Here is a 16854-nt window from a genome sequence, read left to right as displayed (position 1 = left end):
CTTTCAATCCTTCTTATTCGAATAACTGTCTTTGTGTTCATTACAATTATTTCAAAATTTGTAATATTCTACAATCCTAAAATTCCAATAAAAAAAAGCGTTTTCCTTGTTCTGGAAATACGCCATTTAATTGATTACATTATTGGGACTACTTAGTAATTCTCGCAAATACTCTAGCACTAATAGGGACAAATTTATTCGATTGTAAGTACCCTTTTAATTCAGCTCCTTGATAGTACCATTATCGCCAACAATTGAACTTATTTGGTCATTGGGTTTACTGAACATAAAGGAATGTTCATTTTCTAGTGATTAAATTTTGTTACCAATTTTAGTACGTTAATTCTCACATTGTCAGCATATTGTCTATTCCGTTTGTAATTGTTAGAAAATCTATTTTAAATTCAGGGGTTGAGAGATCTATCCTTCGTTCTCCCTCTACCATAACCTATACTTTTCCAATTTCACTTAGTCCGACCAATCTTCCATGGCCCATCGTTCTGCCATTGGAAGTGGTCTATCAAATTGCTCTAGTATCTGGACAATTGCAAGTTCAACAATATCATGATTCTGTAATTTATAATGCTTTGTAAATCTGTTCATTCTTCCAATCGTGCTATTTGTTAAATTAAAACTACTTCTAGTCATTTCCTCATGTTTATTAATAAATATATCAATTAAATCGGAAATCTTCTCTGTACGGTATTCCGATATCGTACGTTTTTCTGTTATTAATATTGCATTACTAAGTTCTTCTCTAACAATTTGTCATATCATTTTCTCAATGTTTATTTTTACATTCTCCTCATAAATTCTTGACAGCATAATCCACAAATTCAGTTACATTTTTTTCATAATGAACTATTTTAATGAATTAGAGAATTTCTTTTATTACTATGATAATAAATTCTTTTCATTTAGTAAGATCCATTTTTCAAACAGTCCTAACGATGTTCGGTCTGATATATTTCTTTAATTTTCCTTTGTTTCTATTTGTAGCTCTATAACTAATTCAGATATGTAGATTCTATACTACATTCATCTAATTAAAGAGTCTGGCTCAAAAAGCCGTTGAACAACGACATTTAAGCCAGACTTCTTACTTATTTTTTAATTCCTAGATCCCTCAATATGCTATCTAACGTCATACCGTTATACTCCAATTTTGGTTCAGGTGAATTCGCCACAGTTGGATTTTTCCTCTTATAGTAATAAGTAACAGAAGACATGTCTTTTGCATCGACTGTTCCGTCAAAATTGATATCAGCATTACGGTAATTTGTATTGTAATGGTTTTTAATTTCAATAGCGTCTAGTACATCAACAACATCATCACCGTTTACATCACCTGCCTGGATAAAATCTGTATTCAATGTTTTCGATAGACCAATTTTTTCACCATTATATATTTCGTTCATTTCTTCTACATTCAATACAGATCGGAAGTGCCCTGGGATTTTAACTTCTACTTTATATATATCATTTTGTACTGGTAAATCTTTTAATGTAAAACGACCGTCACGAGGTATAACCCCTTCGTATGCATGACCTTTTTTGTCATATGCGATTAAAGTTGCATTTAGCTTGCTGTAATTTACATCCGTCACCGTATTCCATCTAAATCCCGATAAAAGTAATTCCCCAGAAATTTGGGATGTGACAGGAAGAATGTTGAAGTACTGTCCAAAACTTAGGATTTTTGTCATGTTAGCTTCAGATTCTTGTATGTTCACATTTTTCAGTGCGATTTCTTTTGGACCTTTCATGTATTTTTCATTGCTTACTGCAAAAGTCATATCCACTAATGAAGTATTTTTATTTAGGTTTACTTTCTTCCCATCATGGTTCACTTGAAGTGTTACAGTGTTAGTACCATATTTCGTAGATAACTGATAATCCTTCGAAAGTTGTTTACTTAACTTTACATCTTTCAACTCTAAACCAGCAGGATAAGAAATGGTAAATTCTCCGCTTTGCATTTGTTTTACGTTATTTAACATGACTTGAGCTGTAAACAGTTTATCTGACTTAATTTCAGTTTCTTTAGCAGCAATGTTCGCATACTGAGTTCCTTTTTGGACAATCGTATAATTATAATCTGGTCGGCCGTATACATAGTTGTTGGCTTCATCCATTGGGAGTAGGAAGGCTTGTTTGTATGTTTCTCCTTCCGCCAAAGATAAAGTAGTAGAGAACAGGCCAAACTTATTAACTGGTATTGGTTGATATATTAACGTTCCAGGATCATTCATATAGACAGATTTTTCTCTGTTAGGATTGTTTTCAATCGGTTCATCGTAGATCCAGCCAGCAATTTGCATTCCTTTTTTATCTACTTCATATACGCCACCTTTTTTTAGCATTTTAACAATCGGCATTTTATTATCAACGTAAAACGGAACTTCTTCGGAAAATTTATTCCCATTCGTATCTCTGCCCACTACCTCCATATTGTATTTACCAGAAGAAAGAGTAGTAGATTCTTGTATAATCAAATCCGGTTCAGACAACGACATCGGCATTGGAGTTCCATCAAATTGCATCCTTCCATCTACATTTTCTTCTCTACCATACGTTGGTACTGTTCCAGAATACCCTATACGTTTTCCCGTTTTCGGGTCTTTAATGAATAATTGTAAGTCAATAACGGTAGGTGACAATAGTCGGGTAACAACATCAGTTGTAATTTTAGCACTCGAATGACTATTTGTCGTAATTGTATTTGATGTAAGATTTAGTTTTGTAATACCTTGTCCTATTTTGCGTACTCCAAATGGTATTTGATATTGTTCGTTACGATCTGCTTGATTCGTAAAGATTACATACCCTTCATACGTACCATATTCAGCAGATACAGGTACCATTAAGTCGGCATTTATACTTTGTTCTGAATCCCCTTCAACTGATAGCAAACTCGGCACTGACAACTTAACCCCATTAGCCTTTGCATCTTTGGCATTTCTAGTATCTTTTTGGTACACTACTTCCACTTGAAATTGCTTTTTAGAACTGCTATTATTTTTAATCGTTATTGGCATTGTTTTTGTAATCGGCTCGTCTTTAATAATATTAGCCCCAAAGCTTAAACTGCCCGTCAAATTTGGAATTTTGACAGGTTGTCCATCTACAATGTTGACCGTTTCTCCCTTTACTTGAATTTCTACATCACTATGGACTGCTTCATATGCGTCAATTCTTCCCGCACCTACTTCATAAACACTATAATCCTGGCTTAACTTATCAGCCGTATTCATTAATTCCGTTTTTACATCTGCAGGTGTATAGTTTGGATGCTCCTGTAAAAGAAGCGCAGCAACGCCTGCTACATGCGGTGTAGCCATCGATGTTCCCGACATGCGCTGATACGCAGTTTGATAATCGTTTAGATTGTCTGGGTTGGTAATATAAGAAGGTGCTGCTGAATAAACTGCTACACCAGGTGCGGTGACCTCTGGTTTTATGTCAAACGTTTCTAGAGTAGGTCCCCGAGAGCTAAAAAAGGCAAGCTCATCTCCATTTGTTTTCATCTCACCTACAGTATCAAAAGAAAAGGTTATTGATTCCTTAGCGATTTGATCTACCAATTTAGCAGCGTCTTCATTTGGTAAAATAAACGTAGGTAGAAACTTGTTGCTTTCTCCTTTATAAAAATCCGTGTATAAATTACGACCATTCGTAAAAAATACGGCAGCCGCTCCTGCTTCCTTTGCAGATTTTAATACTAAATCGGGCGTATAATCCCCATAGTTAACTACCAATATTTTATCTTTAAAATCCTTTCCAACAAAATCACTCGGTATTCCTCTTCCTGCCTTTACTACAGGCAAGTTTTTCCCTTCAAGCTTTTGAATATCGTCAGTAAAATTCTTCGCGAACAATTGAAGATTAGGAGAAAATGGGCTTGAACTATGGATTGTTCCATTTACTTTTGGTAACGTAATAGAAAAATTACTTGCTCCTACTGTCAGCGGTAATGCTGCTGCTCCTGGAGTCCCGAGAGTATACATATCGCTTCCAGAATTGCCGGCTGCAATAACTGGTAATGTACCAGCAATTGTTGCATTATTTAGTGCAATGGAAAGTGGATCAAATGGATCATTTGTATCTGATGCTAATGATAGATTAATAATATCCATCCCATCTTGGACAGCTTTATCAATAGCAGCTAAAATATCATTTGTACTACCCGTTCCATATGGTCCTAACACACGATAGACGTATAAATCTACATTCGGTGCAACACCTTCTACACCATTTAGCTCATTTATATTTTGTCCTGCGATCGTACCAGAGACATGTGTTCCATGCGAAGTATAATAGGTATTTCCAGATACTTCAGGCTTCCCAGAGGCTTTCCAATCGGCATAAGTAGTTTCCATTGGATCATTATCATTGTCTACAAAATCATATCCGCCTTTATAAACATTTTTTAAATCTGGATGATGATAATCGATCCCTGTATCTAAGACACCGACTTTAATGCCCTCTCCTGTCACTCCCTCCTCATGAAGCTTATCTACCCCAATGTTCGGCAGTGTTTCGCTAACTGTTCGGGATTGTGTACTTGCAGTGGCTTCTGTTTTATCAGGAGGATCAATATGTACTTCTCTATCCTTAGTAACGGCCTTTACTAATCCTGATTCCATCAGATTTGGAATTTGATTCGCCGGGATTGTAATCGCGACACCATTAAAAGCATGTTTATATTCATGATTAATTCGTACAGACGAGGTTGATTTTGACTTCTTATTCACAAATAGAGCTTTGAAATCCTGATGATTTTCTTCTACTTTTTCGTCTGCTTTCCGAATATTTAATGAGGCTTTTTGATTTAATTTTTTGTTTTTTGCAAGCTGTATCTTTGAAGGTTCCTCATTAAATTGAACAATAATATCCACAGGCTTACTACTTGTCACGTCAATATCTTTCGGAATGCGTATATCTGGAGATTGTTCAGACATTTTCATTACTTCATTTGGTACAGTTGATAAAGTTGGTATAGTATCTAGCGAAGTTTGTTGAGTGTCAGTGGATGCATGGGCGGAAAAACCAATCGTTCCTAGTAAACTTGAAGCAATAAAACTCGTTGAGAGCACCTTAAACCATTTCTTATTCAAGTATATTCCCCTTTTCTCAATTTATTTTTGCTTATTGAGTAACAATTGTAATCTAAGAAAATATCCTTTCTACCAATGTCTAACTGTCCTCCTTTCTGCTGATATTTTCATTATATTAAGAGTTGATGTTATTTTAACTTTGAAAAAAACTATAAATATCAGATTTTTCAAAAAATAAAAATGATATTAAGTTTCAGTTGATCCAATAATATTCTTTAATATTTAACTGTTGATGTAGCAGGCTAACATCATATACACAAGTGAGTAGATATCCAAAGCTACCTCACTGATAAACGTCTCCGATTGAAGAACCCTTTTGACGCAAATTGGACTACCGAATTAAATTTCTTAATTTATAAAAAAAGTACCTCTAATTCTCGATCTTTTAATATAAGATTTTTAAAATAGAATTTTGGAGATTCTCATTTCTAAAAACATTATTGTATAGGGGTTTTACTGTAAATCAGAAATAATAAAAAGTTCTGTGGAGTCATATTGGAATGATTTGTTATTAGAATGCATTAAATTGGAGTAATCCATAGGCTGTTCGACACGCCCATTCCCTGCATTACAATCGGAATACTCACTTTGGAGAAGGGACATCTAGCTGGAGATACATTCAACGGGTAAGAGAACTTGGGATTACTCACTTACCTTACAGTCCTCTAGGTAGGGGGTTCATTTTTGGCAAACTACGATCTTTCAATTTACTATTATGCAACTTATTTAATAACACTAGCTAGAAAAATCTTTTGATTAATCAAAAAAAATCTCCTCTACAATAAACAGTACCCTCATTTTTTTGACTGTCTATTATAGGGAGATAGAATTACAGAGCTGTCCTCAGCTAAAATTCTAAAATGACTTTTGGATATCGACTGCTAATTTCTTATTGAATGCTAAGCTCACTCTTAATTGTCTCTAACGTACTTCCTTTAAATTTTTTGACCGCCTTTGGCGCGACTGTCACAAAAGGATTTTGCATTAAGTAGTTTTTCTCAACAAATGCTAAGTCTTTTTCATCGATAATTCCGTCATAGTTGATATCAGCGCTTCGTTTATTTGTACCCCAATATGTTTGTAGCATTAAAGCGTCCATGACATCTATTACATTGTCCTTATTAATATCACCTGGCTTCGCTCCAACAGTTGGATATGATACTGCTTCTCCAATGTTAATTCCTCTCTCTGTACGGCCGATTTCCAACGGTGAATAAGTTGTGAAATGGCCAGGAATATCCATAATTACTGTATATTTTTGTACTGATGCAGGAAGTCCATTAAAGGTTACATTTCCATTTTTTTCAATTGCTCCATCATAAATAACACCATTAGTGCCTTTGAGTTTCATAGTAGCACCAACTTTTGTATAATCAATACTGCTGTTGTAGTAACCTGCAGCAGTATACAAACCTACTCCATTTATTTTAGCTGTTGCTGTGGAGTAGATAGGATATCTTGGCAATGCTCCCATAATAATCTGTAGTCTATTCGTACTTTCGCTATTTACTTGTACAGTAGAAAAATTAAGGACTTGAGCATATGGGTTAAGGAATTCATTTGCATTTGTATCAACGTCTAAATCAAATAATGCCACATCTCCTGCAATACCTTCTCCTGGTACATTGATATTGACTGTTGTCCCTTTACTAGTTGTACCCGTAATAGTTGTTGTCAGTTCTGATCCTTCTGGTAAACTTTGTGTTTTTTTAAATTCAACACTATCAAAATATTTCGCTACATAGTCCAATCTAAAATTAAGCTTATTGGCTTTTCGTAAATTATGTGCATAAAACGTATAGGTAACTTTGTCACCATTTTCCATTGCCTCTTTATTTGGTTTTGCATAAATATAAGAAGCACCTGGCTTCACGTAATAAACCATTTTTGGTAAAGTACCGTTTCCTGCAAAATCTGCGCCTACATATTGAATTTGATTAATTGTTCCAGTCACATTAACTTCTGTCTTGAACTTTCCATTTTCATCGACACTTAAGGAATATGCAGATGTTGAACCAGGGCCATAAAACAATTTATTATTTGCTTGATTCAGAGGAATTCCTACTTCTTGTGTTTTGTTTATTTCAGGATCCAACATTGTACCTGATACTGTTACTGTAGTTTGTCCTTCTGCCAATTCTACAATTTGGGTATCGTCTTTTGGCATCGCATTAGTATCATCGAACGTGATCGTCGGTGCATTATTATCAACGCTTACTTTCGATGTTTTCACAAACTGTTTCCCCTCTCTATTTGTACCAATCATTTTAATAGCATAAATTCCATCTGGAGCTAATTCAGATGCATAACCAATCGGATTTTTTTCATTTCCAGTAAACGGAAAATATCTACCGTAAAATCCACCGTCTATCGTGTAAACTGTATCAACTGCTGCACCTGAACCGCTAACGGAAGTAATTAGTCCAAGATCTTTATTTGTTTTCGGATCAACTAATACCCAGTCTAACGTCTGCATCGATGAATTCAAACTAAAATCTAAGTCAGTATCTTTTCGGCTGAATAAATTAATGACTCTGTTCGATGATATGCTCTTAAAATATGGTTCAAAGTACGCCAAGCCTTCATCCGCTGCTTTTACACCAAATGGTATTCGATAGCTTTCTTCTGGATTGTTTTTGTCTTTAATATTAATATATCCTTCATAATTACCTTTTTCTGCTGTTTTTGGAATATCTAGTTTAGCAGAAAGTCGTTTTGTGCTGTTTTTCTTCACTGTAATCGTACTTGGTACTTTTAGCGTTACCCCATTTTTCTTCGCATCCAATGAACCCTTTGTACCTACATTGTATTCAACAGATAGTTCGTACCTTTCATCTTGATTCCCCAAGTTCTTGAATGATAGTTTTGTAGTATCTGTATAATCCTTATCTGACGAAACTGCAACGAATCCGTAGCTTAATCCACCTGTTTGTTCAGAAATAATTTTATCTACACCATTTTCAATATAAGGTGTCTGATCATCAACACTAATGATACTATCCGAATGAATTGCTTGCATTGGATCGATTCTGCCAGCCCCTACCTCAAATACACTGTATGCAGTTTTTAGTGGATCTGCTGTATTCATTAACACAGTCTTTACATCACCCGGCGTATATTCTGGGTGAGCTTGTAATAGTAATGCTGCAACTCCTGCTACATGTGGTGATGCCATAGATGTACCAGACATACGTGCGTATGCTGATGAATAATCAGAAGTATCTTCTTTATTCTGCATATACGAAGGGACTGTTGATAAGACATCTACACCCGGTGCTGTTACTTCTGGTTTTATATCATATAGCGTTCCAGATGGCCCTCTAGAACTAAAGCTTGCTAATTCATCTCCTGAAAGTGCTTTTTCACTTTTTGCACCAAATGTAACGGCTGGCACACCATTTGCAAATAAATCATTCATAGCAAGTCCATCTTTATTTGTCATAGAAAACGTCGGAATATTATCATTGCTTTCACCTAAGAATACCGGAATTTGTCCTTCATCTGGATTCGTATTATAGATGATGACTCCTGCAGCGCCGTGATCTCTTGCATACTCCATTTTCTCAATCAATGCATATGTACCACGTTGGACAAAAGCAATTTTGCCATTCACATCTTTTCCAGTGTAATCGTTTGGCCCACCTTGCCCTACATTCACTATGTCATATGTTTTACCAGATATACTACTGAAATCATCTGTCCACTTCTTCGTCATTAACTGCATTGTCGCACCAGTATTATTGCTACCAGAAGCAAACTGACTCTCAAAGTTCGTTACATTACTCGGAACAGAACTTGCCCCAACCGTTAATGCTAGAGCCGCTGCTCCAGGTGAACCTAATGTATACAATTCATCCCCAGAGTTTCCAGCTGCAACAACTGCAGTCACACCGCTTAATACAGCATTATCGATTGCAATACTTGTAGCATATAACGGATCATTGATGGATGCACCTAATGATAAGTTAATAACATCCATTCCATCTTTCACAGCTTTATCGATTCCTGCAAGGATCGCAGCAGTTGTCCCGCTTCCGTATGGGCCTAATACACGATAAACATATAAATCTGATTCAGGAGCCACTCCTATGACTTTATAATCTGAATCGTTTTCTGCTCGACCTGCAATCGTTCCAGATACATGTGTACCATGATCTGTATAATAGGCACTTCCATTCGAGTACTCTGCTTTATTCGACTTTTTCCAGTCACCATACGTAGTTTCCATCGGATCATTGTCATTGTCTACAAAGTCATAGCCACCTTTATAAGCATGCTTCAAATCCGGGTGATTATAATCGACACCTGTATCAATCACACCAACCTTAACACCTTTTCCTGTGTACCCTTCATCATGCAGCTTATCAAGATTTAAAAATGGGATACTATCAACCTTTGTTTGGTCTTTTGCTTCCTCCGTCTGTGTTTGAGTTGGCGGTTCTACTTGCACTGTGTAATCACTAAATACAGATTTTACAACCTTCGAATCTAATAAAGATTTTACTTGATTTGCTGGCAGTGTTAATGCGACACCATTTAAGGAATTTTTATAAGTATGTTTTACACGATATGCATCCTTACCTGATTTGGTCTTTTTTAGTTTTGTTTGCAAATCTTTTTTAAACTGTAATTGAGATTTTTCTACATTCTCATTTGCTTGTGTAAGAGAAATTTTTTCTCCTTTAACTGCTTTAGCAATTTGTGCTGTTTTCGCTGGTAGTTCATTTAATTCCACGATGACAGTCACATCTTTATCACTTGTCAAATCAATATTACGTGATAATTGTAATCCCGTTTTTAATTGATGATTATCTAATTTTTGTAATGCTTCTCGTTGCTCTTTTGTCAAATTCGCTAGAATATTCTCGGCTTTTGTATTTGTTTGTGCATGTGCCACAGAAGTAATTGATAGGTTAGCGATTGGCCCTAGTAAAAGTCCAGTACTTAACACGACAACTGCTGCTTTTTTCGCCGTAGCGAAAGAGTTTCTCTTATTCAACTGTTTCAATCTTATCAGGTCCTTCCTTAATTAGATTTTGAATTTTCATAAAAATCTATTTATATTATAAAGACAATTGATAAGTTTGCTTTTTTGACAAATTCTCACAACATACTAAATATTAAACGATATTTTTCTACATATTTTGAAGAACGACCAAAATAAATTAGCTGATTTTTAGCTAAAAAGTGCCATTACTCCTCTTTCCAATAAATTGACAACGATAATTATTTCTCTAAAAACGGAAATCTTTCGACATTTAATAGTTTAGAGCATTATAAAATTTGAGATTAGTAAACTCATCATTTTAATATAAAAAAACCGATCTCCCTATAGAAGATCGGCTCATCTACCTTATTTAACGACTGTAACTGTAACTGTCTTAGTTGTTACTTTAAATCCTTCTTTATCAACTGCATCAGCAGAAATAGTATAGGTTCCGCTAGCTAAGTTTGCATCAGGTGTCCATTTAGTATTAATTTGATGTTCATTATTCACTTGCATACTGTCTACTATTTTCCCACTCGTGTCTTTTACGTAAATTGTCCAATTTACACGTGTTTGAGCAAATCCATATATTGAAGCTGGTTTGCTTGCATTGATATTTGTACTTGGACTTATACTAAATGTAGGTACAAGCATACTGTATTTAATATATGAAGGATCACCCCAAACTTTATAACTTATATTCATTGCATTATCTATTCCCATTACAACAACACTTTTTGGCTCTTCACTTACTAAAACAGAAGTTTCTCCTGGTGATACAGATTTTTGTATGCCATTATACCAAAGAATCGCTCCCAAATACCCTGAGCTACTATCAACTGCATCGAACGAAATTTCATATTGACCATCTTTTGGTGTCACTTGAACATTCGATACTTTTGGTCCAACTGAGTCGACTTTAACTGGAAGCTTTACCTTCTGTGGTTTCGCACCCGGATAGTCAAACGTTGTTTTGATGACAAAGTTATACGTATCATCACTTACTGTGTTACCGTTTTGATCTTTTGAATCCCAGTTATATCCCATGTACATCCTACTTGCAGAAAGAATATTCTTACGAAGCGGATAAGACTTCCCACCATTATATTCACTAAAGTCTCCAAGATATTTAATCATCTTACCTTTTTTATCTTCAATATACATCTCCGCTTTTGCTAAGTTTCTAAATGCTGTAAAGGTTGGGAATACCCCTTTAAGGATTGAATTTGGAGATGTTGCGATTGCATTCATGTTAAATTTGCCTGTTTTATTATCATATCCCATAGGAACTGATGCACCTTCATCATTCCAAAGTGCTGTATAGCCTAAAAACGCATCTTTCCGATCCCAAGCTGCTGGATCAATATTATTAAGTTCAGTCCAATCGCCATTAAAGCCCATATATGGGACTGTTAAAGGAACAGCCGTATCACTATTTGTTCCAGTTGGTACAAGTCGTACAAAACCTTCAACAAACTCATTTTTCTTTAATGTTCTAGGTAAGCGAATCTCTACATTTAGATTTTTCGTTTGTCCTCCTTTAATTTTTAATGTTGCACCTTCTGAACCAGTAAGTTTCTCTCCATTTACATAGATCGAAGCACCTTCAACTCGTGTGCTTTTTAATGATAGATAGTCTTTTGATTCTAAAGTTCCATCACCATCAAAGTCAAATTGTTTTGTATCAATCCCATCTGTTAATAAGTCCACATTAACAGTGTATTCGTAGTCTTTTTTTGTTCCCTTTGTTTCAAGTGATTCTACATTTAAATTGAAGATCGCTCGGTCATTTTTAATTTCTTTTAATGCAACGGCCCCTGCTTGCTCAAGTGGTGTATTCTTTCTTGTTACTATTACAGGTGTTTTAATTGCATTTTGAATTTGCATTAATCCAGATCCCTGAATACGTGGAGAGTATGGAACCTTGTTATTCGTTTTAGGATCCATTACCATTTTAGCCGTATTCATTAAAGCAATTTTTGCTTTTAAAGCTGTATCTTCTGAGTGAGTTAGTCCTTTTTCATACAACGATTGCATTATTAAGGCAGCACCACCTGCAACGTGTGGCGTCGCCATTGAAGTACCGCTCATTACCTCATATTCGTTTCCAGGAGTAGTAGAATAGATTTTTCCACCTGGTGCAGAAATTTCAGGTTTAAAGTCCAATGTAGTTGGCGCACCATAAGAAGAGAAATAAGACATCGTATCTCGTTCAGGATTATCTATCCAAGTTCCTTTTGTTACTTTCATTTTAACAACTTGTCCGCTATTTAACTTATCAATTAAAGCATTTCCTGCTGACTTACTTGTTGTAGCTGCAGGGGTAAGATTACTACCGAAATTTACGTATGGATAATCAGACATATTAGTAGCTGGAACTAAAATGACAGCCTTGGCCCCTCGCTTTTTAGCTTGAGATTGCATTGAAGCATAAGTTGAATAAGATGTATTCGGTCTAAAAACTACAATTTTCCCATTAACATCTTTTCCAGCATAATGCTCATCTTTAAATCCTTCACCAACATAAACTAACTCATAACTTTCATTAGGAGAAAGTACTCTAGAAAGTTTAAAATCATATTGAGTTTGATCTTGATATGGGAGTTGTAAACCATTTTCTTCCCCCAATGTACTTAATTCGTAATTAGTATTTTCATAGGAAGCTACAGACAAAGCAAAAGGACTCACACCTGGCTCACCTACAGTCCCGATATCAGGATTCTCTGCATATGGTTGGGCAGAAGCTGTCATAATACTGTTCTTCGTACTATATGCTGCGTTTCCACCTGCAACTACAACTAATGTTCCATGTTCTGTCGCTTCACGTATTGCTTTTTGGATTGGATCTTTATCTTCTCCAACGAATCCTGAATCAGTTCCAAGACTCATATTAATAACATCTGCTCCCATTTCAACAGCATGGTTGATTCCTGCAATAATATCATCTTCATATGCGCCTACACTGCCATTGTCAGAAAAAACTTTTTCAGCTAACAACTGTACACCTGGTGCAATTCCTAGTACACCGTCATTTTCTTCATTCCCATTTGCTCCAATTGTGCCTGATACATGCGTACCATGAGGATTTGCGTATTGACCACGTGGTATAACGTCTGTATCATTATCAGCCCAATCATAACCAGTTGGAACCTTGTCACTATACCACTTTTCATTAACAGAAGTTTCAGTGAATTTACTTTGAATATTACTTTCTGTCAACTTTTCTTTCTGTTTTCCTTTTTCTGTTAAAGTCATGTCTTTATGAGTGTAGTCTATACCTGAATCGACTACACCAACAACTAAACCTTCACCTTCATAGCCGTATTTTTCCCATACACTTTGTGCCTGTACTAACTCTTTACTCGTTTTCATTGTTTGTTCGTAAGTTCTTGCGATATGTACATTTGTAACTCCTGGAGTTGCTTGTAATTCTTTAATATTTTTGTATTCGGTATCTAAGCTGAAACCATTAAACCCTTCATAAAAACGGTGCCTAATCTTCGGGCTCAGTTTCTGCTTCGACATTTTAGAAACAACATCATCCTGCTTTTGTTTCATTAATACTTTTTTACTTACCTTGGATTTCGTTTGTGTAATTTGTGTAGCTTGTTCTGGTTCTTGAACTTCAACAATTACACGTACTTTCTCATTCGGACTAAAACCTTTTGAATTTTCTTCATTCATATTTTTATAAACTGAATTGGCAGAATCTTTAGCTGCTTCTTTGTTAAGATTATCTAAATAATCTTTTAGCCCACCTTGTGCTTTTTCATCTACATTGAAACTTGTAGATTGATTTTCCTTTGTAATTTGTGCGTATCCTGGTGTAGTTAAAAACATTGCAGCTAATGTAGTTGCAGTAATTACTCGAAATGGTATTTTCTTGCTATTGCTCATAAACTAAAACTCTCCCCTCGTATTCTTATAAGTTATTAATATATGTTAAGTCCAAGTCAAAAGTTTATAGATTTCAAAGAACTCCAACTTAAAACTTTAACTTCACATTAAAAAATCATAATTAATATCTAACTAACTAAAATATCTTATCGCTAATAGACTATTAATCTAATTTTGATTTCGCTTTATGCGTTTAGGGCTGTTAGTAAAAGCAAGCAATTAAGTAAAGCTAGTTCTGTTTCAGTGAACTCGTAACATGTTTTCTTTCATTGTTTGCTTTTGCTTCATAGAATACTACTCTCCATCCTGAAATTAAAACGGCTTAAATATAATGAATATTCTTAAAATTCTAATCAAATTATAATTAGAATTGATTTATTTGCTAATTTGAAAAAACATCCAAACACCTAAATATTAATCGTTAATTTTCAACAAAAATTAACATCTGAACTAGATATAAAACTAGTTAAAATAAATATTCTTCATAGAATAAACAAACGCCAATCCCTGTCCTAACAGTGATTGGCGTTTTCTATAAGAATATTATAATGCAGTTTATAAATATGTAATATTTTATCGAAAAACTTCTAATGATTCTTTTAATACTCCATTAAAAAACGTTATACTAATGGTAATGCGACTGAATTGTTTAAATTATCTCTGAAACTAGTTTTCCCATCATCGTATTCGATACGATAACAGGGAGTCACATAATTTTTGCTAAAGCCCAAATGGAACTAAGTATTCCAGGATCAAATATTTATTATGAAAAGTCTCGAATCAATTTTCCATATCTTACTAGAACATACTCCAATAGCTTTAGCTCTTAGAGTATTTCTTTAGATGTTCTTCGATCGTTTCAAAATAAAGGATTGTGTTCTAAGCTCATTATCGATGAGCCAATCACATTTGCATCGATAATGTTATTACGTGCAATCCGCTTTGCTAAGGAAGGCATCGTAGGACCTCTTAAGTCAACAGGAACCTCGTCAACTGTAAGTACAAAGCCCATGTGCCAATAGAGTTCAATTGAATAATTATTGCATATTTGTTCCAAGTATAGACCTACAGATGATTTCTTGTTTCACCTACTATTGAGATGAAGAATAAGCTTAAGGAATTCCTTAAGCTTAAAGATCTTACTTCTAAAGTTTTACATTCACTTTTTGAGAGGATTACTTGTAACAATCAAGGTAAAATTCGTGTCCATTATAACTTCGTAAATCCTTTTCAAGAAACTTAAAAAGGCAACTCCCAATTGGGTGATAATCCCCTTATAGTAAACATTTAAAAGAAAGTTGCTATACTGTCTACTATAAGGGGAATTTTTTTATGGGGAAAATTAGAAAGACATATATTAATGAAAAAGAAATAACCAATCTACTTAAATGGTACAACTGAATTAATGAGCGATCCCATCCCACCAATATAAATTAGATACTTCACTGTAAACAAAAACACTTTCATTTATAGACTCGCGAGCTATATCGCTCTTGCTTTTTTGCCAAATGTAATTACTGTTATCAGATTTTTTGATTGTTTCAAAATTACTAACATTTACATTTGTATATATAGTAGAATTTTTATTTATGGCCGTTAAAAGCTGCATATATTTTTCTTCTAATTCTTTATTAAAAAATATTCGGTAATTCCAGATTGCTAAGAGACATTTTCGAAATTTCTCATTATCCTCAGCATTTTTCATCTTTAAAGCCACGTTTAATAATTCTTCTATTCCCAAATAGGTATTATTTGTTTCACATTTTAACAGTCCAATCGCATAGCTATAATCTAAATAAAGATGTTGAATAAATAAATTAGAAGAGTTGCTCATTGCTTCAATTTGATTTTGATGTTTTTCAATAAAGATTTCCGCATCTTTAATTCTACCTAATTTTACATAGCATTCAATGATCCTTGGAATCCCAATAAAAACATTATCACGTTTAATTAGCCAATTATAATAGGAATCAACAACGTGTAAATCCCCAGAATCCATGAGAGCCACATATCGATTTCCTGCGGCAAGTTCTGCAAAATGATCATTTATTTTTCTATATTTTTCAATTATATTTAAAACATCCTCTAAATCTCCACCTAATCTAGTTAATGCAAATGCTTGATATATTAGTGCACGTCCCAAATGATCTTCATTTTTTGTGGTTTTTTCTAATTTTTTAGCATAATGTAAAACTTCATCCCATTGTCTTAAGAAATAATAACTAGCTGTAATCCATAAAATGGTTAGTTCTTGAAATTTATCCGGCAAGTAAGAAATATACTCTAATACATGAACCATATGTGAATTCCCTTTGTTAGATGGAAGGGTCATATAAAATTTTCTAAAATAACTAATCGCCACCACTTCCGTTACTGAATGTGGCATATACTTAATGACCATTTCATATAAAGGTAATGCTTCTCGTTCATTTCCATCTAAAAAAAGCTGTTCTGCAATCGAAAATAAATTTTGAAAGTATTTAGTACGAATGGCTTTTGATTTTTCTTTTATCATGACTGATAAAATATAGGATAACTCGGATTTAAATCCATACTTAGCACATTGATAAATCAGTGAACTACTTCTTCTTTTATCTAAAAGATGTCTTTCATTAAAGCATAGGTTTAAATACATTTTATAAAATGATCCTTTAGGAAGTTGGAAAGCCTCAGTTATGGCATCCAAATTATGTAAAGACAGTGGTACTTTATTATTAAATATTTTACTAATATCGGTATAGTGTATTTTTGATTTTTTTGATAAGATTCTAAAGTTCCATTTCTTTCTATTCAACAACTTGGTAAATTCATTAAGTAGAATATCATTCATTTTGGACCTCATCCCTTTAATTG

The 16854-nt window shown here is 34.3% G+C and carries 5 protein-coding genes and 1 pseudogene; all 6 read right to left on the bottom strand.

Going from position 1 to position 16854, the window contains the following annotated elements; translation table 11 throughout:
- Nucleotides 1-468: 468 nt before the first annotated feature.
- Nucleotides 469-648: a hypothetical protein gene (locus ACFCYN_RS18690; RefSeq protein WP_375950920.1), complete on the bottom strand. Its 180-nt coding sequence runs from the start codon at nucleotides 646-648 to the stop codon at nucleotides 469-471.
- A gap of 455 nt (nucleotides 649-1103) precedes the next feature.
- The gene (locus tag ACFCYN_RS18685; protein ID WP_375950918.1) at nucleotides 1104-5117 is read right to left on the bottom strand and encodes a S8 family serine peptidase; all 4014 of its coding nucleotides are present in this window, start codon (nucleotides 5115-5117) and stop codon (nucleotides 1104-1106) included.
- Nucleotides 5118-6006: 889 nt separating this feature from the next.
- Nucleotides 6007-10125 carry a S8 family serine peptidase gene (locus ACFCYN_RS18680; protein WP_375950917.1) on the bottom strand — a complete coding sequence of 1373 codons (4119 nt, stop codon included), beginning with the start codon at nucleotides 10123-10125 and terminating at the stop codon, nucleotides 6007-6009.
- A gap of 345 nt (nucleotides 10126-10470) precedes the next feature.
- Entirely contained in the window at nucleotides 10471-14001 is a 3531-nt protein-coding gene (locus ACFCYN_RS18675) for a S8 family serine peptidase (protein ID WP_375950915.1), read from the bottom strand.
- 826 nt (nucleotides 14002-14827) lie between these two features.
- Nucleotides 14828-15082: pseudogene (locus tag ACFCYN_RS18670) on the bottom strand (DUF3626 domain-containing protein); the annotation flags it as partial.
- Between the two features lie 321 nt (nucleotides 15083-15403).
- Nucleotides 15404-16854: tetratricopeptide repeat protein (locus ACFCYN_RS18665; protein ID WP_375950913.1), on the bottom strand; the 1451-nt coding region annotated here is incomplete at its 5' end.

Origin of the sequence: Gottfriedia sp. NPDC056225 (assembly GCF_042267765.1) — a bacterium.
In the GTDB taxonomy this organism is placed as follows: Bacteria; Bacillota; Bacilli; order Bacillales; family Bacillaceae_G; genus Gottfriedia.
The sequence above is the reverse complement of the archived record's forward strand: the minus strand, read 5'-3'. Positions and strand labels throughout refer to the sequence as shown.

Excerpts from the sequence above, each read along its gene's own strand:
- ACFCYN_RS18690 (WP_375950920.1), bottom strand. The coding sequence starts at position 648 with ATGACTAGAAGTAGTTTTAATTTAACAAATAGCACGATTGGAAGAATG.
- ACFCYN_RS18675 (WP_375950915.1), bottom strand. The coding sequence starts at position 14,001 with ATGAGCAATAGCAAGAAAATACCATTTCGAGTAATTACTGCAACTACA.